Consider the following 22,606-nt stretch of genomic DNA (forward strand, 5'->3'; position numbering starts at 1 on the left):
GGATAGAATGACTATGAAATAAGGAGAGGGGAATATAGTGTTATTAATAAAAGAAGGAATAAGAGAAAATAAAAGGGGCATTGCCCCTTTTATTTTTACAGAACACCTTCAAACGGGTTCCAGCTTTGATCATTTTTGGTTTCTTTCAAGTAATACGCATAGTTGGCTGTTATAGCCCATAAAACGTTAATTGCGATACCTACAGCATTGATAACACCGTTATTGACAGGTAAAAAGCCAATAATAGTAAAAATAGCAATGTTAATAGCAAATAATGTTAATGCCTTGCGCCATAACCCTAAAATAAGAAAGTAAATAAAACCAAAGAAAAATGCCCAGATATTCATTCCGATAAGAATACGCTTACCAAAGGAAAGTGCTTTATAAGCAGCTTTATATTCTGGTGTTTTAGGTGAGCCATATTGATCAAAAAATGAAAAACGCTCTTGCCATTTTTCGGAAATTTCTTTATTCATTTTAATTCCTTTTACCATGTTGATTAAATTTAGTCTTAATAGGAAAAGCATCTTTACATAATTTAACATTATGAACAATATAAATTTATTAAGGAAGGATTAATATAGAAGATTATATAAAAAGCATTAAAGTAAATATGTTTTTAATCATTTTTTAATAATTATCTTATTGCTTCAGAATATATTTTTAATTACTACTCTTAAAAATAAGGGCGATAAAATAAAATATTATTTTGAATGAATTTTATGGTGAAAAGAATAAGAAATCTGGTTTATGACGAATACCAGATTTCTTATGGAGGCAGGTGATTAACGCACGACTAATACAGATGATTCTGCGTAACTGACCACGGAAGATGCAGTAGAACCTAGAAGATAAGTTTTCATACCAGGATTACGAGAACCAATGACAATCAGTTCTGCTTGAATTTTTTTTGCGGTTTCTAAAATTTTATCGCGAGGATTACCTATAGACACATAAAATTGAGTTGTACTATTGGGAATATCAATGTGCGATAAATTTTCTTTTAGCGTGGATAATGCAATTTCAATACGTTGTTTGTCACTTGCTAGTCTATCTTGGCCTGCGAATGCAAATCCGACAAAAGACTCATAACTTGGAATGACTGATAAAAAATGAATATTCAATTTGTCAGCGACAGACAATGCTTTTAGATGAGACACAACCTTGTCCAATAAACCAAGCTCTGTAAAATCAACGGGTACTAACACTGTTTTTGTCATAGTGGCTCCTAATTAACCTTTTATTATGATTAGGGCTTTAATATTAATTTTTTGTGCATACAAATATGAGTTACCTACTAATCTTATCAGTCAAAATGAAAAACTGCACAAAAATTGAGATTATTTTTATTTTTTGAGAGTTATGTATTTTTTTATATGAAAAAAAGTGAAAAAAACTGCTGTCTGAGTCAATAAATGTGTAGCAATATCAAATAGAAATTATAAAAAATGAGAAGTGATAAGAAGTAATAGAAAGGATACTTTTTTATAATAATGATCATCATAGATATCACTTTTTATATATTTATTGATATATGGTAAAGCTTATTTTTGAATATTCTTTAATGGATTAAATATAATTTTTATTCAATATTAATCAGAAGTTCCGGACTCTAAAGAAAAAATTAATAATTATAGAAGCTAAAATAAAAATTTAAGTTTTAAATATTATGTTGTTATTTTTCAATGTGTTATGTTGCTTTTGTTATAATGATTAAATATATTCTCATTCTTAATGATAATAAGTACTATTTAGCATTAAAATAGAGAGACGGCATATTACAAATGAGATTGGTTTTTATTTTTATTACAGTTAATTGATTGAAAAAATAAACAAAAACTATATTTAAATAACTATATTTTTATTTTTAAGTGTGCATAATATCCGTAATGTTAATTTTCATCGCAAAGGACGTAAAATATGTTACATCAAGATATGATCAATAAATTGAATGAACAGTTAAATTTAGAGTTTTATTCAGCAAATCTTTATTTGCAAATGAGTGCTTGGTGCGACGATAAAGGATTCGATGGTGCAGCTAAGTTTTTAAAAGCTCACTCACGTGAAGAAATGGAACATATGCACCGTTTATTTGATTACTTAAGCGATACAGGTGCTATGCCTTTACTTGGTGCGATTGAAGCTCCACCAGCTGAGTTCTCATCATTATCTGAGTTATTCGATAAAACTTACGAGCATGAAAAACACATTACATCTGAGATTAATAAATTAGCACATGTTGCAATGACAACTCAGGATTATTCAACGTTTAATTTCTTACAATGGTATGTTGCAGAACAGCATGAAGAAGAGAAATTATTTAAATCAATCCTAGATAAATTAGCAATGGTTGGTGACAGTGGTAAGGCTTTATTCTTGTTAGATAAAGATCTGAACACATTATCAACATCTGCACATGTTTAATTATTAATAAAGCGTTAGATTGCTTAAGTTAATAAATGAATTATTGCGCTCTGCTGTGACTGAATAGCAGGGCGTTTTTTATTCTTCTGTATTGCCTCCATTCTTATTCCTATTTTTTATCTCTTCCTCACTTTTGTTTGCTCATTTTTTATCCTAAAAATTCTTTTTGACTGTTATTCATGCAGGGTGTTTATTTTACTTTTAGTTGTATTCGGTTATGTATTGAACTGTTTAGACTGTCAATATGGGTATTATATTTTTTCGAAGTGTAAAAATGGGTGATATTTGAAACAGAAACTGGTCTAAATAACATATATTTTGAGTGCTAGTTCACAACCTTTTATTTCTAATATCAAGAAGCGAAGATCTTGACGTAAATTTGCTATAAAATATTTCCATAAATAAAAAAATCACCTGTAATTTAAGAGGTTATTATGTCATTAAATACACTTAAGACATCTTGGGGTAAATTATCGGCTATCGCTGTTTTATTCCTTGGTATGTCATACCAACAAGCATTAGCACACGCACACTTAAAATCACAGTTACCTGCTGAAGGTGCTGCTATTGAACAATCTCAAGCGCCTAAGGTTATTACGCTAGACTTCTCTGAAGGTATTGAATTAGCTTTTAGCAAAATCAAAGTCACTAATAGTGATGGTAAAGAAATTACCGTAGGAAAATTGAGTTTAGACCCTGTTAACAATACTAAATTATTATTGCCTTTAGAAAGTGATTTAGCAGAAGGCAACTATTTGGTTAATTGGAACGTTGTTTCTGTTGATGGGCACAAGACAAAAGGTTCTTATCAATTTAGTGTAAAATAATGACACCTGAAGACGTTTATATTTTATGCCGTTTTTTCCATTTCGTGGCAGTCATGTTTATGTTCGGACTGAGCTTCTCGGCTGCCATTCTTGCAAAAGATAAATTCATTCCTCTTATTCAAGTTCGTTTGCGTCCTGCATTAGCCATTAGTACTGTCACTGTCTTTATTACGACTTATCTATGGATGGTTGTACAATCCGGTATTATGGGGGATGGATGGGAGGATGCTTGGTCATTTGAAATATGGAAAGCGGTATTAGGTACTTCGTTTGGTCAAGTTTGGCAATGGCAATTAGTTTTGGCAACCATTGCGTTAGCTGTTTTATTTATACACCAACGTTATATTCGTAACTTCTCTCTATTAATTGTTGCTTCAATTATGTTGATCTTACATGCATTTATTGGTCATGGTGCAATGTTTACAGGATCAGAAGCGATATTTTATAAAGTTAACCAAAGTATTCATCTTATTAGTGCCGCATATTGGTTTGGTGGTTTATGGCCATTTGTCGCTTGTTTGCAGTTTTTACGTAATAAAGACGAGCTTGCAGATGGGATGATCAAACCTATCATTGGCACAATGAAGCGATTTTCGCTTTTTGGTCATATTGCTGTTTTATTGGTTACTATTACCGGTATTATCAGTGCCGTTATGTTAATCCCGGGATGGCCAGCAGTACAATTATCATCTGAATATCAAAGTATGTTATGGCTTAAGATTAGCTTAGTGGTGTTAATGCTTGGTTTAGCCGTAATCAATCGTTATGTTTTAGTACCTCATATCCGTAAGAAAAATAATTTTCAATGGTTGCTAGTGAATAGTTGGCTTGAACTATTACTTGGAACAATGGTTATTTTTACTGTCGCCATCTTTGCGATTAACTCACCTGTATAGATTGTTATATAATCGAAAAAACCTAATTTCTTAAGTGAGATATCCACATGAAACGTTTTTTATTAGCGGGAATGTTAATGTTGTTTTCTTTTCAAGCATTCTCGGCAGCACCTATTTCAACGGTCAGCAAGCTTCAATTTGGTGACGATTGGCCATTTACACGAGAAGAGGTGATGCTTAATTGTCGTGCTGATGGTGCTTGGTTTGTGATTAATCCAGCAACACTGATGCAGTATCCACTTAATGAGATTGCAATGAAACAGATGGAAAGTGGAAAAGTAAAAGCACAATTAATTGATGTTATTTTACTGCCAGATCCGAATATACCAGAAAAGAAAAAATCAGTAGAAGTGATACAGAATGCGATTAAGTCGCTCTGTGAGAGCAATTAATCAAGTGATTAATAATATAACTAATAATTTTATATTTTTATCACATTGATTTAAATAATAAAAATTATAAGCGAAGATTTTTTGAATAGAAAATGGTGTGCTACTAGGTTGTTTACTGGATCTTTACATATTGTTAGCTAATATTTAACAGTAGGTTGTGAGATAGAAAAGTCTGAGTTAATCCTCGATTTTTGTTTATGCAGTAATCAGCAATTACTTTTTAGCGCACGGCTCGCAATGAGCCATTTCCCTAAGCCAGATAAATGATTTATCTGGCTTTTTTTATTCGCTTTAGCATCTCGTTACGCCACTTTTAAGATCCAGTGGTGGTTATCTTTATCATAAGCATGACGATAAAGCAGAATATTTTTATCTTTCAGTTGAGCTGGAATACTTGTGTTTTCATCCCATCCATCTAATTGCATGCAAAACTCTTTGTCATAATCACATGGAATATGAATATAAGTTAATTGATTATCAGAAGAGTGTTTTAAAGTAATATCTTCAATTTCATAGCAAGCAATTTTTAACGTTGTCTTTTTCATAATAAAGCTCCGGTTTAAGCGATGTCGTGTTGTGTTCCGTTGTGTTTTGTTGGTGGCATTTATTTTAAAGAATGCTTTTTGACCAAACAAAATTAAGCATAGTATAAATGGAATCTATTTCCAAAATATTTTTTTGAAATAAAAAAAACGGATCATTTTTTGTGATCCGCTTTAAATAAATTATCTGAAATAGGGCAGAATTATCTAATTTTTAAGGCTTAGGTATTGCTGTTCCCCATTCATCCCAATCTTTGGGTTCCTTGTCATTTAAAATGAAATTCTGTTCCTGTTTGGCTTTCGCTTGTAATGGTGTGGAAGGTGGTGTTGCAAAAGTGATCCCACCACGTATAAATTGCTTGAATGTACCACTACGAATAACTCCGCCAGTTAAACCAAACGAGAAGTTATATCCTGATGAAAGCCAAAACTCTGTATTATTTCGAACAAGGTATTGGTATTTTTTACTAATACGGATGTGAATTAATACTCTGTCAGACATGTTTCCTAGTTCAAGACCTGTCACTGCACCGACCTCAAGACCGCGATAGTAAATTGGCGTACCAATTTGTACTGAACCTGCCTCCGTGGCATTTAACACAAGATTTAATCCATCGAGATAGCGTGAGTCTGTAATGTTGGATGTTTGCAATTCAAATTGACGATATACGCCACCATTGCCGGGCTCTGCTTTAATATAAGGTTGAATCAGTGAATCCAAGTTATCTAATCCTGATGCTGTTAATTCAGGAGTAACAACTGCAAAGCGGCTGCCAGATCTTGCAAAGGTTTTGACATAATCAGGGTAGAGAACGGCTGATACAGTTACCGCTTTTCTATCTGGCGAAAGGATTAATGATTCGACTTGCCCAATATCAATTCCTAAATAGCGAATAGGCATTCCTTCAGAGAGTTTACTTGCATCGTATGTTTTTAGCGTAATTTGTGCGCCTATAGCTCGGGCACTAGTTTCTGATGGATAGAGTTTGTAACGTGAAACATTATTATTGATATTTTCGAAGTTATCAAAACTGATTGCACCTTTTAATGCGCGATTTAATGGTGTCGCTTCAACAGTTAATCCTGAGCCATTAACGGAGACTTTAGCGGCACCTTCAGTCCAGAAGACACTCTTTTCTGTGAGTAGATGACGATATTGTTTAGAAATATAAACATCAATATCAAAATCATTCATTAAAGGCCGAACATCAGTAATTTCGCCGACTTGAAATTGATGATAAAGAACCACTGAACCTTTTTGGATACCCGGAAGGCTTGAGGCTTTTAAAGTCAGTGTCACCGGTAATTCATTACCATTAATACTGGCTTTCGCAAAAAAGTCATTACGGTAAAGGCGATACTGTTCTTTAGGTGCCCCTTTAGTACCTTGAATAAGGTGAATACCTCCTTCAAGCCACTCTTGAGGTGTCGCACCTTGAACTTCAATACCATTTAGACCCATATTGACGTTGATTCGGCTATTGGCAACAAATTTACTATTTTCATAAATATAATGCTTATATTCAGGGGCAATAATTGCATCAAAGATAACGCCATCATCACTCATATTACGCTGAATGATTTGCCCAATAGTAATTCCTCTGAAAAGAATAGGTTGCCCCGCATCGACTCCCCAGCTTTCTTCACTGGTTAGAGAAATAATTAATCCATCTTCACCATATATTGCTTTGCCCGCATCGACAGAGGTGGCTGATTGCAAAACAAATTGCTGGTTTTCTTGTGCTGGAGGGCTATTTTCTGGTGAATCAAAAGCAATTGCGCCATTGATTAAAGCAGAAACGCTTTCCATTTTTACAGATACGCCACTTTTTAAATTGAAATTACCTTGAAAGCCAGAGACGTTCCAGAAATGGCTATCTTGACGTATTAAGTGGGCATACTGTTTATCGATACTAAGTTCAATAAAAATACCCTGATTATCAGGGCGAATCGCATAGCTATACACTTTACCAACAGGAACTTGGCGATAATAAACTTGAGAGTCAACATTGAGCGATCCCAGTTTATCTGCCGTCAAAGTGATTAATTGCTGATTTTTATCGATATTAGCTTGAGGACGAACTTCTTGAGCAATAAATTTAAACTGCTTTTCGCCGTCACCGGGTAACATGCTGATATAGTTACCACCCACTAAAGCATCTAGCCCTGATACACCAGAAAGGCTGGCTTTAGGTGTAACTAGCCAAAATTGTGTGTTTTTGCGCAATGCGGTCGCGAGATCTTTGCGGATATCAGCCGTAACAATAACTCGACGTAAGTCATCGCTTAAAGTGACATCTTTAACAAGACCCACATCAACGCCTTGATAGCGAATAGGTGTTCTGCCAGAGACAATTCCTGATGCGGATTGAAAATCAATCGTGATTTTTACGCCCTTATCCTGCCAATGTTGGAAAAGCAACCAACTAGCAATAAAAATGGCGATAACAGGGAGTAGCCAAAATGTCGAAATTTTACGCTTGCGGCGTATTTGGGCTTGTGTGTCCTGAACGTCGTTTTCTTCTTGTTGCATAAGTATCCCATAGTAAACGACTATCCAACCATTCAACGGCAAGGATAGTAAGAATAACCGCAGTACCAAAATAAAAAGCCGCTGGGCCCATTGTGAAAGTCATCAGTTGATCTCGATTAATCAATGACATCATCAGCCCAATCACAAAGAGATCAAGCATTGACCATCGTCCTATCCAAGAGACAAAACGGTATAGTTTCATTCGTAGTAGAGGGTCAATACGAGAATTAAAATGAATGCTTAATAATAAGCCCAACATAATAATAATTTTGAAAAAAGGCACAAAAACACTGGCAATAAAAACGATAATCGCAATTGGTGTATTGCCTGAATTCACTAAGGAAAGTACGCCTGAAAAAATAGTGTCTTCACTGCGTTGACCATTTAAATAGAAGATAGAAATAGGCAATAAATTTGCAGGTATTAGTAAAATTATTGCTGAAATTAATGCCGCCCATGTTTTTTGTAAACTCATTGGTTGTCTTGGGTTATAGCAAGATTTACAACGTGGACAGTGTGTTGATGGTGTTTTTTTAAAATGATAATGACAAGCATGGCAAGTTGCAGGACTTTTTTCTATCTCTTTTTGTGGGTAAAAGCGTTGCCAAAGTTGGTCCATATTAATGTTAATTAGCATTAATAAGCTGAGTATCATTAAAGAAATAAAAGCAATTAAACCATTGCCAATATAGACAGTTGCATAATCGCCTAATTTTATTGTTGCAACACCAAGTCCAATCAAATAGACATCTAGCATTACCCATTCTTTTAATTTCCCTAACATCAATAAGACCGGGCGAAGATTAAGGCGCAAGCGAGATCCTAAATGGAGATATAAAATAGCGATGGGGAGGCTAAGCGGTGCTGCAATAGCACAAAAGGCTACCATCGTTGCGGTAAGGGGAGAGCCTTGCTCTGACATCATGCGAATACCATCAAGCACATTCGCCGTTATCATTGTGCCTAATAGATGAATTTTAATTAATGGCTGAGTAAATGCTATTGATGCCAAAATAAGCATTGTAATAGAGAGAATAAGTAGGCGAGTTAATGACCAATATCGATAAGATGCAAGTTTTGCTTGGCAACGAGGGCAATAAGCATCCTCTCCACGCTTTAATGCAAGAGGGAGTGTCACGAGATGATCACACTCCTGACAGCGTATTGATTTCTTTTCCTTTGTTGCGATATTGTTCACTATGTTGCTCGTTAATTCGCCTAAGTTGGTTTTCTTAAGAGTTATCGTTTGATTAAGCTAAAAAAAAGTACCTATACTCAATGGTTCACAAGTTATCATTTTTATTATATTTATGCCTTTCATTTTACAATACTAAGTGTCTGATTTTTTTTGTGGGTGTTAAGGGAATATTATCGTTTTTTTGCCCAATTCTTGAAAATGGAGTATTCAACCTCAAGATAAAATAGGCTAAATTACGAGTATGTTATCTATTTTAGTTACGCAAATAGGGTTTAATGATGCCAAAATCGCTTTTTTATCAGGAACTCACTGATAATTTGTCAGCCTTGTTGTCTGGTGAAAATGATCTTATCGCATCACTTGCTAATACCAGCGCTCTTCTTTACGAGAAGTTAGATACGATAAATTGGGTTGGGTTTTATCTTAATGATGGTGATTCATTAGTCCTTGGCCCATTTCAAGGCAAAATTGCTTGTGTCAGAATAGGTTTTGGGAAAGGAGTTTGCGGAACTGCATACTCTGAAAACAGAATTTTAAGAGTAAGTGACGTTCACCAATTTAGTGGTCATATTGCTTGTGACAGTGCAAGTCAGTCTGAAATTGTTCTACCTTTAGAAGTAAATGGACAAATTATCGGCGTTCTCGATATTGATAGTCCTATTTTTGATCGTTTTGATAAAAAAGATGAAAATGGGCTTAAAGCGTTGTGTGACGTGCTCTGCGAGCATTTAAAAACTTGTCATACAGCAAAATATTGTGAATTTTGTGTAAGTTAACAGGCGTTTGCCATAGAAATTGTTGGCAACACTATTATAATGTCGCTTGTTCATGCCTGCGCTGGTTGGCAAAACCGTTGTAATCAGGAAATTTCATGGAAAATCAACCTAAGTTGAATAGTAGTAAAGAAATCATCGCTTTTTTAGCTGAACGTTTCCCTAAGTGTTTTATCGCTGAGGGTGAAGCTCGCCCTTTGAAAGTTGGCATTTTTCAAGATCTTGTTGAAGATCTAAAAGATGAAACTCAACTGAGCAAAACACAGTTACGTTCGGCATTACGCTTGTATACCTCAAGTTGGCGCTACCTTTATGGAGTTAAAGAAGGGGCAAAACGTGTCGATTTGAATGGTAATGACTGCGGCGAACTGGAAGCTGAGCATATTGAACATGCTCGTACACAATTAGCAGAAGCTAAGGCGCGCGTTCAAGCTCAGAGAGCAGAACAACGTGCTAAGAAGCGCGAAGCTGAAGGTGATAAGGAGACCAGCAAACGTCCGGCAGCGAAAAAGCCAAATAATACGCGTCGTCAGCCACCTAAAGAGGGTGAAAAACGACAGCCTCGTCCTCAAAAAGCGACTCAAGCACCTCGTAAAGCAGCACCACCACGCCAAAATACCGAAAAGTTAATTCCAGTGAAAGACACCTCAGTTCTTACTGTTGGTCAATCGCTGAAAGTTAACGTTGGTAGCAGCGTGATGGATGCGACAGTGCTAGAGATAGCGAAAGAGGGTGTACGTGTACAATTGCCTAACGGTTTGGCAATGAATGTACGCACGGAACATTTAAAGTTCTGATACGGAGGCCAACCAGAGCATGAACAAACTTTTAAATGTGGCTTTTGCAATCGGATTAACGTTAACAGGCACTTCTGTTGTGATGGCTGAGAAACCAGCCACTCCAGCAATGGTAACCATTGATCAGTTACCCGAATTAAAGCAAGAGCCACAACATTCTACTGTGAGCGAGCGAGTAACCTCTCGTTTTGAACGCTCTCATTATCGTCAGTTCTCGCTAGATGCGAGCTTTTCTGAAAAGATTTTTAATCGCTATCTTAATTTATTAGATTATAGCCACAATGTGTTGCTAGCATCAGATATTGCCCAGTTTGATAAAGAAAAAACCAAAGTAGGTGAATATCTGAAGAAAGGTGAGCTTCAGCCCCTTTATGATCTCTTTAATTTAGCGCAAAAAAGACGTTTTGAACGTTTTCAATATGCTTTAAACCGCCTAGATAAACCCATGGATTTAACTGGCCAAGATAAGTTTGAGTTAGACAGAACAAAAGCGCCATGGCCTCAAACTCAAGCTGAGCTAGATAAACTTTGGGATGAAAAAGTAAAATATGATTGGTTAACGCTGAAGCTATCTGAAAAAACAGATAGTGAAGTTAAAGAGACACTAACTAAGCGCTATAAAGCTGCGTTACGTCGTCAAACACAAAGCCAAAGCGAAGACGTTTTCCAAATCATTATGTCGGCATTTGCCCGCGAAATTGACCCTCATACAAGTTATCTATCACCAAGAAATACAGAAGCCTTTGACTCTGAAATGAGTCTTTCTTTAGAAGGTATTGGCGCTGTATTACAGATGGATGATGATTACCCAATGATCAACTCTATGGTAACCGGTGGTCCGGCTGCAAAAAGCAAAGAGTTGAAAGTTGGCGATAAAATTATTGCAGTAGGGCAACAAAATAAGCCAATGGTTGATGTTGTCGGCTGGCGACTTGATGATATTGTTGCGTTGATTAAAGGGCCGAAAGGTAGCCAAGTAAAATTAGAGGTTATTTCTGATGAGAAAGGCGCTAAACCAAGAACAATCACTTTAGTCAGAGAGCAAATTCGTTTAGAAGACAGAGCTGTTAAGCTGACTGAAAAAGTCATTAATGGTGATAAAGTTGCAATTTTGGATATTCCAAGCTTCTATGTTGGCTTAACCAATGATGTGAAAACACAGTTACAAAAAGTGGCGAAAGATAATGTTTCATCTTTAGTTATTGATTTACGAGGTAACGGCGGTGGAGCATTAACAGAGGCGATTTCACTTTCAGGATTATTTATTCCAAGTGGTCCTGTTGTGCAAGTCAGAGATAACAATGGTCGTGTACGACAAGATTTCGATAAAGATGATGTCGTTTATTATAAAGGGCCACTAGTTGTTATCGTAAATCGTTTTAGTGCTTCTGCCTCTGAAATTTTTGCTGCTGCAATGCAAGACTACGGACGAGCATTAATTGTAGGTGAGCAAACGTTCGGTAAAGGAACGGTTCAACAATATCGCCCATTAACCCGTGTTTACGATCAAATGCTAAGCCCTGATTGGCCTGGTTTAGGTTCAGTGCAATACACCATTCAAAAATTCTATCGAATTAATGGTGGGAGTACTCAGCTTAAAGGGGTAACACCTGATTTATTGTTACCAAGCTTTGATAGTGCTGAAATGGGTGAAAGTTTTGAAGATAACGCATTGCCTTGGGATAGTATCTCTCCAGCAAGTTATCAGCTATCTGAGTATTCAGACAAACTGAAAGCGGCGTTCGCACCATTAACTGAACAGCATACTAAGCGCATTGCAAATGACCGAGAGTTTTCATACATCTTTGCTGATATTCAGCGTTATAACGATGCTAAAGCAAAAGGTGAAGATAAATTTGTTATCCTAAACTTTGCTGAAAGAGAGAAAGAAAACAAAGAGCTAGAAGCCATTAAATTAAACCGCATAAATGAGCGTTTTAAATTAGAGGGTAAGCCTGCGTTGAAATCACTCGATGATTTGCCTAAGGATTATGAAGGTCCAGATCCTTATTTAGATGAAACTGCTAAAATTGCAGTGGATCTCTCAAAAGTGCTTAAGCCTAAGAAATTATTAAATTAAGTTATCAGTTATAACAACAGATACTTAAAGCACCCCCCCAATAGTTGGATAACCAATTGCTGGGGGGTTTTTATATTTATATTAATCGAGATATAAAATTGTCATTGCTAATCAATGTTTATCAGGCATTCCATCAAAAAACTTTTAAAAGAGCCAATAATATCTTTTTGGGGGGGATCATTCATATTTTTAGTTATTTAGTATATTAAATTACCAGTAATATAAACAATTATTAATAAATGGATATTTAAATTTTACTTTATGTAACTTAATTTTTAATTCGAAATATATCTTGAATAACTTTGTAAGCTATAAGAGAGAATACTAGGTTGATTTTTAGATAAGAAATAAACTTCTTTTCATATAAGTGGAATAAAAAGATAAAGTGGTTATTTATTGTGATTAAGATCTCATTTGATGGCATGTCTATTGCAATAAATGTAACATGTTGTGACAATGATCTCTTAAATTGACATAAGATTACTATAGTATACAGATTATGAAATATTTGCGTCATTTTTGATTATTGGCGCGTTAGCTAAAATCTTACCTAAATGATGAGTTATCTTTATTCTATGAGTTCAAAATGTATTTTTAGAGCAACATGTCATAACTGAAATATTATATTTTCAGAGTAAGGTTCTCTACGTAAGGGATCATGACTAAAGGCAAATAATCTACAATTTGCTTATAGGATTTTATTACGAAAAAATAAGTAAATATAAATATGGTGAGATATCCATATTGGATTTTTTATGCCAAAAAATGACTCTATTGCTTGAAATTGGTGCAACTATAAATTTAATCAAAGGTTATTTTTTAGCTAAATAAAGAAATGGTGCTTTATTAAACTTGCTGAGTATAAATCAGCATAACTTAATTCAAATATTTATTAACCAGGTTGCATTAAGATGAAAGTAAAAAAATTAGTATTGTTTATGCTGTCTCCTTGTTTTTTAGCGGTAGGCGCTGCTAATGCTGCGAATTGGGAAAACTCAATTAAAGAAAGCGCATTTATTTCAGATTCAGAACTTGAGCTCTCTACAATTAATATGTGGAAATACTTAAAAACTGAAAACCGCTTTGATAAAAATGAGCAGCGTTACAGAAAACAAGTTGCTAATGCTTGGGGTCAAAACTTCCAAGCTGATTTCAAATCAGGTTATTTAGGTGGCATTCTAGGATTTGATGTCTCTTATTATGGTGGTATCAAATTAGGCGCAAGTAAAGACTTCGCCTCTCGTGCAATCTTATTTAATGATGATGGCGAAGCAAAAGGCTATAACAAAATTGGTCAGCGTTTTGCAAAAGTTAAATTCGATTTAGATCCTGTAATGATTAATGGTAAAGCAGGTTGGTTTACTCTGAAAAATACGGGTATTTTTACTAACTCACAGCGTCTGTCATTAAACAGCTACAATGGTTATGCAACCAATACAGCACTGGGCGATTGGAACTTAGATTTACTGTTCCTTGACGGTAAAGTAATGCGTCGTGATAGCCCAAATATCGACAGAATGTATTTCAGTGATGGTAATGGCGTTAGACATAATATCGACCATGTCCTTACTGGTGGTATTAACTACAACTCTAAACCGTTAAAAGTATTTTATTTCTATGGTCAAGCGGATGATGTATTCCGTCAACACGGTTTAGAAGCAAAATATAAATTAACCTCAGATGTGACTATTGGTGGTGTTGTTTATTATCACGATTACGGTAGTGATGGTAAACGTACATTAAGTGATGCCAATAAAGGCAAACGTAACTTTGATAATGATGCATGGCACTTTGCAGGTACTATGGAATGGCGCATTCCAGAGTCTCCATGGACAATTCGTACTGGTGTGACTTATACCGATGCTGAAAAAGCTAATGGTGTTGGTCAATTCGCTCGTAACCCAATTGGTAATACCCGTGGACGCTTTAACTCACCAGCTTACGCAGATATTGACTATGTACGTGATGGTGAGGTTATGGGTGCATTAGAAGCAGCATATAAAGTTAACGAGGAATTGTCTGTTGGTGCGCGTACTAACTATAGTGAATTCAGCTATTCTGGTGAAAGATTAAAACAAGGACAGTTTGGTTTATTTAGTTATTGGAAGCCAACCAAAAATCTTTCTGTTTCCTTAAGCGGTGGTATTGGCTGGCACCACCAGCAAGAAAACGACTATACCACACCAAAACTTTATGATGGTCACTCACAACGAGCTCACTCATTATCAGGCTCTATGACAACTACATATCGTTTCAAAATGTAATTTATAGCGTTAACTGTTATTGCTTATATCAGATGCACGACTTGCATACGTTGTAAGTCGTGCATAAAAATACAGAGACAGTTACTCTACCGGTGTTCGCGTCGCGTGAGTTATGATTTTTTATGATAAGCCCATTGCCACTATATTAAACGATACAAACCATTCCTGAGTAATCCCTTCAGTTTTACAAAACAGAAAAATCACATCATCTATTATCAATCCCACTTTATACTTAAGTTTTAAATGATGCCTAATATTAGGTGTTCACTGGCTATTTTTTTTATCAAAATGTAAAGTTATATCGTTTTTAATATTAAATAAGTTAAAAGGCTTGATAAAATCTAAAAAAGCCTTATTTATAAGACAGTTTTTGCAATGTGATAATTAGATAAAATAGGAACAGTATCAATATGATGAGAATTGCTTTATTCCTGTTAACAAACTTAGCCGTTATGTTTGTTTTTGGGATCATCTTATCTTTAACAGGTATACAAGGTCGTAGTGTTCAAGGCTTGATGATCATGGCGGGCTTATTTGGCTTTGGTGGCGCATTTATTTCACTATTAATGTCAAAATGGATGGCATTACGTTCAGTAGGTGGTCAAGTTATTGAAAACCCAACTTCAGAAGTAGAGCGCTGGTTATTAGATACAGTAAGACGCCAATCTGAACAAGTCGGTATTAAAATGCCACAAGTGGCTATTTATGATGCGCCTGATATTAATGCGTTTGCGACAGGTGCTCGTCGTGATGCATCGCTGGTGGCTGTGAGTACCGGTTTGTTAGCCAGTATGAGCCGTGATGAAGCAGAAGCGGTTATTGCTCACGAAATTAGCCACGTTGCTAATGGTGATATGATAACCATGACCTTGCTGCAAGGTGTTGTGAATACCTTCGTTATCTTTATTTCTCGTATCATTGCCCAATTCGTTGCCAACTTTATCTCTAATGATGAAGAGAGCGAAAATAGCAATGGAAACCCGTGGGTATATATGGGTGTTTCAATGGTTCTGGAAATTGTATTCGGTATTCTTGCCAGCATTATTACAATGTGGTTCTCACGTTATCGTGAATTCCATGCAGATGCAGGCTCTGCAAAGCTTGTCGGTCGTGAGAAAATGATAGCGGCATTGCAACGTTTGAAAACAAGTTACGAGCCACAAGAAGAAAGTAGCATGATGGCTTTCTGTATTAATGGCCGTAATAAGTCATTCAGCGAGCTATTTTTATCTCACCCACCATTAGATAAGCGTATTGAAGCGCTACGTAACGGTGAGTATCTGAAATAAGGTTGAAAGTTTAATCGCGAACTCTCAAATGAAAGCGCTCGATATGAAAGTATTGGGCGCTTTCTATTTATAAAGAACAGGATGTTTAATCTAAATATTCGCCAAAGTATATCGCCACTTTTTCTTCATCAATTTTCAGATTGCCTTTCCAGCCCGCCCACGGCATTTCCATATCAGAGCGACCTTTTGTGTTATTAAGTTGATTTTCTGCAATAGTAATATCGCCGAAATTAGCCCAATGATCCAAAGATAATGGAATATAGGCATTAGGAATAACACCAATTAAGGCAAGTGAGTGCAAAACGCCTCGTTTGGTATATCTATCACCAGAAATTAATTTAGCCTCATTTAACCGCTTTTCAAATTTACCCGGTGTCTCATCTTCAGGCGCATGACGTAATAACTGGAGTAATTGCTTGAAGATCTCTTTATCTGCTGGTGTTGGGCTAACAGGTGCGACAGTGAGTAGATGTTTTAAATTCAAGTAAGCGTAAGAGGGATTGCCTGTATAAGAATTACCGTAATAGAGACAATATTGAAAATAACTGTCATTAATATGTTTTTGCTGATCGCTGTCACTACAAACCCAACAGCAGGCATATTGAGGTTTCTCTTCATAATCGTGTAATGGCAAATTTTGTAGTTTATGAAAAGCGCCTAAAACAGAGCGACCTCTAAGATAACTGCCACTGACACCCGCAATAAAAGCATTCAAGCAACGTTCTTGGGTGAGGAATGGATTATCCTTTAAGCTATTTAGTTTTGTAATAACATCAGCGTGATCAGCAAATTTTTCTATAATATTAGGTTGCCAATTGGCGTCAGATAACAAGTTTCGTTCTTTGTCTGAAAGAATATCAAGCTGATACAGTGAGACTTGGCGTTCAGGATCATATTGACTGTTTTCATATTTATAGAGTTTACGCAAAACGCGCATAATTTTTTGCACGATCTTTACCTTGTTATATTTATAGGGCTTTTATTGGGCTTCAATTTACTAGGTATTGCAATACTCAGTGTATTCGTTAATTTTATTTTTGTGAGCCCATTAGATAATAGTCATCCTTTCCATCTTTCCCCGTAGATAGGATCTGCCAACCATTTTTGAGATAAAATGCCAGTGCTTTTTCATTTCGCGCTAAACATTTCAGCGTACCTATATCTGTAAATGTAGCTTCTGCGGCTTTTAAAAGCGCACTACCAATGCCGCGTGGTGGTTGTTTCGGGTCGACATATAAATTGTGAATGAAATTATTTTCACGAAAAATTGATACAAATCCAATCAGTACACCATCTTCTTCTGCTACCCAAATTTCCTCATCTTGTGTTGAATTATCGAAATCATTCAACTGGTAGTTGGATGTATCTAACCAAGTGAATGTGGATTGTCGAGAAGTTAGGTACAGCAAGCGAAGAGAAGAGCGGTCGGTTTCTTGATAAAGCCTTATTTGCATGAGATCTCCTGTCTTTTTTTCGCCAGTATAAAGCTAAAGTAAAAGGCCTGATTTCGGTTGAATATCGAAATCAGGCCTTGAAAGCTATTTAACCAAAGTGTCCAACTTTATGAGGTCACTTTATCAAATGAACTGGCTTTATCAATAGAGGTAGATAAAGTTTATTTTACTGTAAGTTCAGTCTCTTCATCTTGGTTGAAGACGGCTTTATCGGTTTGTCCCATAATCTGACTGGTGATTGTACCCGCAGTCATTGAACCACTAACGTTTAATGCTGTACGTCCCATATCAATTAACGGCTCTACAGAGATTAACAGAGCAACTAATGTCACAGGTAAGCCCATTGCAGGTAAAACGATAAGCGCTGCAAATGTTGCACCACCACCTACACCAGCAACACCCGCAGAGCTAACAGTCACAATAGCAACCAAAGTTGCGATCCACATTGGATCTAATGGGTTAATGCCCACAGTAGGTGCAACCATCACAGCTAACATCGCAGGGTAAATACCCGCACAACCATTTTGACCAATTGTTGTACCAAAAGATGATGAGAAACTTGCAATAGATTCTGGTACACCCACACGCTTAATTTGTGTTTCAATATTTAACGGAATACTTGCAGCACTTGAACGGCTTGTAAATGCAAATGCTAATAAAGGTCCCGCTTTTTTGAAGAATTTAATCGGGTTTAAACCTGTAAAGCTGACCAGTAAACCATGAACAACAAACATTAAGCCAATAGCAACATAAGAGGCAACAACAAAGCTTCCTAATTGAATGATGTCGTGCATATTTGAGCTTGCAACAACTTTGGTCATCAGAGCCATGACACCGTAAGGTGTTAACATCATAACAATACGAACTAGCTTCATGATCCATGATTGTAAGCAATCAATCGCGACTAAAACTTTCTCACCACGAGGCTGATCTTCTTTGAGTAATTTCAGTGCAGCCATACCTAAGAAAGTAGCAAAGATAACAACACTAATAATCGATGTTGAGCTTGCACCTGTTAAATCAGCAAATGGATTTTTAGGAATAAATGACAAAATAAGCTGTGGCATCGTTAAGTCAGAAACTTTGCCCATATAATTTTGTTCAAGCGCAATCAGGCGCTGTGCTTCTTGTTCACCTTGCACTAAGCCTTCTGCTGTTAAGCCAAATAAATTAGCAATAACAATACCGATTAAGGCAGAAATAGCTGTGGTGAATAATAGTGTGCCAATAGTGAGACCACTAATTTTTCCTAGTGATGATGCTTGATGTAAACGAGCTACGGCACTAAGAATAGAGGCAAAGACTAATGGCATAATGATCATTTGTAACAGCTGTACATAGCCATTACCCACGATATTAAACCAAAGAATAGATTCTTTAATAATAGGATCGTGTGAGTCATAGAATGCGTGTAGTGCTAGTCCAAAAGCAACACCAAAAACTAAACCAACAAGAACTTTCTTTGAAAGGCTCCACTGACGTTGACTTAATTTAGCCAAGATGAGTAATAGCACAACAAAGACGAGTACGTTAATGATTAACGGAAAATTCATCTTAACTCTCCAACGAGATCTTTATTTATATAATTTCGACGATTGTATGCGATATGAGTTCTTAGGTAATAAGAAAGGATATAACAGCACCAATTCGTTATATGGTAACAGGATTGTTAATAACTTTTTATAATTAATTATTATTTTATATAATCGTTTGGTTATAAAGACAAGGAAAGTAGGCATAAAAAGATGTAAGAATTTATAAATAGATAGAGAAACGTAGGGTTTTGTCAGGGGGTGTTAAAAATTAGTGCGCTTATCGTGGTACATCTGTAACCAGTTGTTGACTTGCGAAGGCAGGGTAACAGTAAGGTGAGGAGGTAAAAAAAGTGCGCCAACAAGGATCAAAACAGAGATAAATCTCTCGCCTTTTTTATTATTCTTTTTGCCTAAAATAGGTAATGCAAAGCGCATTTTTAACGGCCATAAGAAAGGAACGCCAGCGGGAGTTAACATATCGGCAATGAGATGGCTAAGATAGCCCAATAAAAGGGCATGGAAGATATCAGCAGAAATATCCCAACGTGGTGAAACTTGGGTTTCCCACAAAATAGCCAAACCACAAAATGCAAGCAAGCTATGTGTAAAGCCTCTATGACCACAGAGTTTTGATAGAGGTAGAGAGATAATACGGAATAATCGCCCAAGAATAGAACCTGGGTGATCTAAGTCAGGTAGAAGTGAGCCCAATAAGACAGCAGGGATCATGTGAAACCAATCACCATGAGCAAGAGCTGGCGTTATTTCAAGCTTCTGCGCTAACACAAGTGTTGCTACAGAAAAAAGTAGATGTCCTTCTGCTGTCATTCCATGTCTGTTCGTTTGCTGTTCATTTATACAGTAATGAAGTATAAAAGGTTTTGACGATAACTAACAGACAAAAAAGATAAAAATTGCCTTAAATATTAAGGAATAACAGGAATATTTTATTTGATTGATTTAAAAATGATCGAATTTAGGATAAAAAACTGAAAAGTCAGATAAAGGCAAGTAGGCATTAAACGAAATGTACAAGTGGATGCCTTAAAGATAAAAAGAGTGAGGAGAGCTGTGAACATTAAAAATAGAATAAAAAGGATATCTTACAAAGCAGGATATCCTTTTCATTTATGGAAATTAGCCCAATAAATGCAGTCGCGTTAGTTCGTTGAGTGACGCAATTTTTACATCAGCTAAGCCCCATTGTTTATCATTAAATTGTTCTGTTGCTGGCACAACGATAGAGCGCATTCTTGCACCTTTACAAGCAATCATACCATTACGAGAATCTTCTAATGAAACACAGTGGATAGGATCAAGATTAAGAGCTTTAGCTGCGTTTAGATAAACTTCTGGGTGAGGTTTGCTGTGTGGCAATTCATCAGCAGATACGACGGCAGAGAAGTAATGACGAATATTAAATAACTCAAGTACACGCTCAAGCATAAAGTCAGGAGATGCGGATGCCAGTGCAATTTTTAACCCTGATGATTTGCAAAGCTCTAAAGCATGCTCGACACCCGGTAATAGTGGCTTTGTTTCTTCGACCAATTTGACAACACGAGAAACCATTTTTTGTTTTGCTTCTTGTTTTGAAAGGCCTTGCCAAGGTGATGCTCTATACCATAAATCAATGACTTCGTTTATTCTTAACCCAACCATATCGGGCATTGCCGATGCAAGGGATAAATCGACGCCTAATTCAGCAAAGACCTCATGTTCTGCTTGCTGCCAAAATGGTTCAGAGTCGATTAATAAACCATCCATATCAAATATTGCAGCTTCAATAGGGAATTTAAAAGACATGTTACTCTCCATAAATAAGGTCTATGTTGTCGAGTGGCGATTGTAGCAAGAGTTACAAAGAAAATCTTTTTAATCAGTTTCTTATTTATTGTGTAAAATAAATAGAGAGAATAGCTACTATTAATTTATTGTCGTATTAGCCGTTAATTAGACTACGATAAACAGATAAATATTGACGAATTCTACTAGTGAGGATGTGATGAGTTATCAATATGCAGGATTGTATGCCATTTTAAAGCGTGTACTTGGTTGGCTTATTTTTATTCCTGCCTTTATTTCGACAGCCGTATCATTGACAGGATTGGCTGCAATACAACGCCCAAGTGGTGATGGTGTAAATGCCGTAATTAATGACTTTTTTCGTGTATTAGCGGAAATGGTGCAATTTAATACACCTTTCTTAGATTTTTTCTGGCGAAATTCACCTATCCCCAATACACAAATGGGATTTAGCCAAGAAAATATCACTTTTTTTGTTATCTTTCTTTTTATGTTTGTTGGCTTAGCATTTAGTGCATCAGGATTACGAATTTATCGCCAAGTGAAATACTTGAAAGAAAATATACAAGATCAGCTGATTATCGAGCGCGCAATGAAAAGTGGTGTGACGGCTGAGGAATTGCAACAAAATATCAAATTGCCTCGACATACTATCTTTACGCAAATTATGGTGCTTTATCTATCACCTCTAATTGTCATTGCAATAGGCTATTTCTTGATGAAATTCTTAGGATGGTAACACTGCTTTAAAGTGAACGAGGACGGTTCATTTATATTAACTAAAGGGAAAAATAAACCTCGCACAACTGAATCTGGCGAGGTTATATTTTTAGTTTATGTATTTTATCCCAGCACGACTTCACTCGTTTCCTATTAAGGTTTTGCTAATAGGTCATCAATTATTTTTCTGACTTCTAAATAATTTTCTTCTCCTCCAAATAGATTGCAACGGTTAAGGAAGAAATAGAGTTGGTAAATAGGCTGACGTGATAAAAACTTATCTGATAGTGGCCAAACACTTTGATAGCCATCGAAAATATTTGCAGGTACTGCTGTGCAAAGCGGTAACATCGCGATATCACACTCTCGATCTCCCCAATAACAAGCAGGATCGAACACCGTACCTTCTGATTGACCAATTGCAGCGCAGTTTTTAGGCCATAAGTTGCCGTGAAGCAGGGAGGGTTGTGGATTATGATCAGCAAGGCGATGATTGATGATTTGAGTGATCTCATCAATATCTCCAAAAATCATGCCTTTCTCAGAAGCCAGTTGTAGCTGAAAGCCAATACGCTTTTCCGAATAAAAGTGATTCCAGCGTTTTTCCCAGCTATTGAGTTGAGGAGTGGTATCGATTTGGGTATCGAAATCAAAACCATAGCTAGGTTGATCTTCCCACTGATGTAGCCTTGCTAATTGTTGCCCAAAACAGTAGGCGCTATGAGGTGTAAATGGTTGAACAGGCAAAAATTCAAGGAGTAGGAAGCTGGCATCTTTACTATTTCCAATACCAAGAACCCGAGGAGTTCGAATTGTTTGGCTTTTTGCCAACATTTCGAGTTGTTCTGCTTCATTTTTAAAATTAGGCAGAAATTCACGCAAGTTGGATTTCACAAAAACAGGCGTATCACCATAATAAATTTTCCATGTATGATGAATATCGCCACTAGAAAGGTGAATTTTTTCGTTTATCTTTGCTGAAAATCCTAAGTTTGATTCCAGTAAACGACCTATATTCTGCCACATACTTACACCTCGCAAAGTTGTTTACTTAGTAGACCCAAATAAAATAATAA

At 36.2% G+C, this 22,606-nt stretch carries 21 protein-coding genes; 10 read left to right on the top strand and 11 right to left on the bottom strand.

Annotation, left to right across the window (positions count from 1 at the left end; all coding sequences use genetic code 11):
• Nucleotides 1-95 precede the first annotated feature (95 nt).
• Together EHE21_RS07730 and EHE21_RS07735 are read right to left on the bottom strand one after the other, a co-directional pair.
• The gene (locus EHE21_RS07730) at nucleotides 96-476 is read right to left on the bottom strand and encodes a DUF2628 domain-containing protein (RefSeq protein WP_194952330.1); all 381 of its coding nucleotides are present in this window, start codon (nucleotides 474-476) and stop codon (nucleotides 96-98) included.
• 309 nt (nucleotides 477-785) lie between these two features.
• A complete protein-coding gene (locus tag EHE21_RS07735; protein WP_072062602.1) occupies nucleotides 786-1,220 on the bottom strand; it encodes a universal stress protein in 435 nt (144 codons plus the stop codon).
• A 700-nt stretch (nucleotides 1,221-1,920) separates the two neighbouring features.
• Here EHE21_RS07735 and ftnA point away from each other — a divergent pair.
• The 4 genes from ftnA (at nucleotide 1,921) to EHE21_RS07755 (ending at nucleotide 4,539) form a co-directional block, all read left to right on the top strand.
• The gene (gene ftnA / locus EHE21_RS07740) at nucleotides 1,921-2,424 is read left to right on the top strand and encodes a non-heme ferritin (RefSeq protein ID WP_075673382.1); all 504 of its coding nucleotides are present in this window, start codon (nucleotides 1,921-1,923) and stop codon (nucleotides 2,422-2,424) included.
• 434 nt (nucleotides 2,425-2,858) lie between these two features.
• A complete protein-coding gene (copC, locus tag EHE21_RS07745) occupies nucleotides 2,859-3,251 on the top strand; it encodes a copper homeostasis periplasmic binding protein CopC (protein ID WP_088495811.1) in 393 nt (130 codons plus the stop codon).
• Nucleotides 3,251-4,147, top strand: coding sequence for a copper homeostasis membrane protein CopD (copD, locus tag EHE21_RS07750; RefSeq protein ID WP_088495810.1), 897 nt, complete (start codon nucleotides 3,251-3,253; stop codon nucleotides 4,145-4,147). Before copC ends, copD begins: the two co-directional genes overlap by 1 nt.
• 47 nt (nucleotides 4,148-4,194) lie before the next feature.
• Nucleotides 4,195-4,539: a YebY family protein gene (locus tag EHE21_RS07755; protein WP_194952331.1), complete on the top strand. Its 345-nt coding sequence runs from the start codon at nucleotides 4,195-4,197 to the stop codon at nucleotides 4,537-4,539.
• A 302-nt stretch (nucleotides 4,540-4,841) separates the two neighbouring features.
• On the opposite strand, the gene EHE21_RS07760 is transcribed toward EHE21_RS07755, so the two are convergent.
• The 3 genes from EHE21_RS07760 to yebS all read right to left on the bottom strand — a co-directional run bounded on the left by EHE21_RS07760 (nucleotide 4,842) and on the right by yebS (nucleotide 8,812).
• Entirely contained in the window at nucleotides 4,842-5,084 is a 243-nt protein-coding gene (locus tag EHE21_RS07760) for a DUF1480 family protein (protein ID WP_023582410.1), read from the bottom strand.
• A gap of 211 nt (nucleotides 5,085-5,295) precedes the next feature.
• Nucleotides 5,296-7,614, bottom strand: coding sequence for a PqiB family protein (locus EHE21_RS07765; RefSeq protein ID WP_194952332.1), 2,319 nt, complete (start codon nucleotides 7,612-7,614; stop codon nucleotides 5,296-5,298).
• Nucleotides 7,556-8,812 (bottom strand): membrane integrity lipid transport subunit YebS, encoded by a 1,257-nt coding sequence (yebS, locus tag EHE21_RS07770; RefSeq protein ID WP_194952333.1) that lies wholly within the window; start codon nucleotides 8,810-8,812, stop codon nucleotides 7,556-7,558. Before yebS ends, EHE21_RS07765 begins: the two co-directional genes overlap by 59 nt.
• A gap of 278 nt (nucleotides 8,813-9,090) precedes the next feature.
• Between yebS and EHE21_RS07775 the strand changes: the two genes are divergently transcribed.
• From EHE21_RS07775 to htpX, 5 genes are all read left to right on the top strand, one after another.
• Entirely contained in the window at nucleotides 9,091-9,588 is a 498-nt protein-coding gene (locus EHE21_RS07775) for a GAF domain-containing protein (protein WP_088495806.1), read from the top strand.
• A gap of 95 nt (nucleotides 9,589-9,683) precedes the next feature.
• Complete coding sequence (proQ, locus tag EHE21_RS07780) at nucleotides 9,684-10,382, top strand: RNA chaperone ProQ (RefSeq protein WP_194952334.1); 699 nt, start codon at nucleotides 9,684-9,686, stop codon at nucleotides 10,380-10,382.
• Between the two features lie 19 nt (nucleotides 10,383-10,401).
• Nucleotides 10,402-12,462, top strand: a complete 2,061-nt coding sequence (prc, locus tag EHE21_RS07785; protein WP_194952335.1) for a carboxy terminal-processing peptidase — start codon at nucleotides 10,402-10,404, stop codon at nucleotides 12,460-12,462.
• 911 nt (nucleotides 12,463-13,373) lie between these two features.
• Complete coding sequence (locus EHE21_RS07790) at nucleotides 13,374-14,726, top strand: OprD family outer membrane porin (protein ID WP_194952336.1); 1,353 nt, start codon at nucleotides 13,374-13,376, stop codon at nucleotides 14,724-14,726.
• 410 nt (nucleotides 14,727-15,136) lie between these two features.
• A complete protein-coding gene (gene htpX, locus EHE21_RS07795; protein ID WP_088495802.1) occupies nucleotides 15,137-16,015 on the top strand; it encodes a protease HtpX in 879 nt (292 codons plus the stop codon).
• 85 nt (nucleotides 16,016-16,100) lie between these two features.
• Here the strand turns inward: htpX and EHE21_RS07800 are convergent, their stop codons facing one another.
• The 5 genes from EHE21_RS07800 to hxpB all read right to left on the bottom strand — a co-directional run bounded on the left by EHE21_RS07800 (nucleotide 16,101) and on the right by hxpB (nucleotide 20,810).
• Nucleotides 16,101-16,964 (bottom strand): hypothetical protein, encoded by an 864-nt coding sequence (locus EHE21_RS07800; RefSeq protein ID WP_228766749.1) that lies wholly within the window; start codon nucleotides 16,962-16,964, stop codon nucleotides 16,101-16,103.
• Nucleotides 16,965-17,046: 82 nt separating this feature from the next.
• Nucleotides 17,047-17,469 carry a GNAT family N-acetyltransferase gene (locus tag EHE21_RS07805; protein WP_194952337.1) on the bottom strand — a complete coding sequence of 141 codons (423 nt, stop codon included), beginning with the start codon at nucleotides 17,467-17,469 and terminating at the stop codon, nucleotides 17,047-17,049.
• A 161-nt stretch (nucleotides 17,470-17,630) separates the two neighbouring features.
• Entirely contained in the window at nucleotides 17,631-19,022 is a 1,392-nt protein-coding gene (locus EHE21_RS07810; protein WP_023582401.1) for an L-cystine transporter, read from the bottom strand.
• Nucleotides 19,023-19,265: 243 nt separating this feature from the next.
• A complete protein-coding gene (locus EHE21_RS07815; protein ID WP_098943147.1) occupies nucleotides 19,266-19,832 on the bottom strand; it encodes a metal-dependent hydrolase in 567 nt (188 codons plus the stop codon).
• Between the two features lie 309 nt (nucleotides 19,833-20,141).
• Nucleotides 20,142-20,810 carry a hexitol phosphatase HxpB gene (hxpB, locus tag EHE21_RS07820; protein ID WP_194952338.1) on the bottom strand — a complete coding sequence of 223 codons (669 nt, stop codon included), beginning with the start codon at nucleotides 20,808-20,810 and terminating at the stop codon, nucleotides 20,142-20,144.
• A gap of 199 nt (nucleotides 20,811-21,009) precedes the next feature.
• Here hxpB and EHE21_RS07825 point away from each other — a divergent pair, with 199 nt between their 5' ends.
• Complete coding sequence (locus EHE21_RS07825; RefSeq protein WP_194952339.1) at nucleotides 21,010-21,549, top strand: YniB family protein; 540 nt, start codon at nucleotides 21,010-21,012, stop codon at nucleotides 21,547-21,549.
• 134 nt (nucleotides 21,550-21,683) lie between these two features.
• Here the strand turns inward: EHE21_RS07825 and EHE21_RS07830 are convergent, their stop codons facing one another.
• A complete protein-coding gene (locus EHE21_RS07830) occupies nucleotides 21,684-22,556 on the bottom strand; it encodes a fructosamine kinase family protein (RefSeq protein WP_194952340.1) in 873 nt (290 codons plus the stop codon).
• Between the last annotated feature and the right edge of the window lie 50 nt (nucleotides 22,557-22,606).

The organism is Proteus sp. GOKU, from assembly GCF_015475555.1.
Lineage (GTDB): Bacteria > Pseudomonadota > Gammaproteobacteria > Enterobacterales > Enterobacteriaceae > Proteus > Proteus mirabilis_B.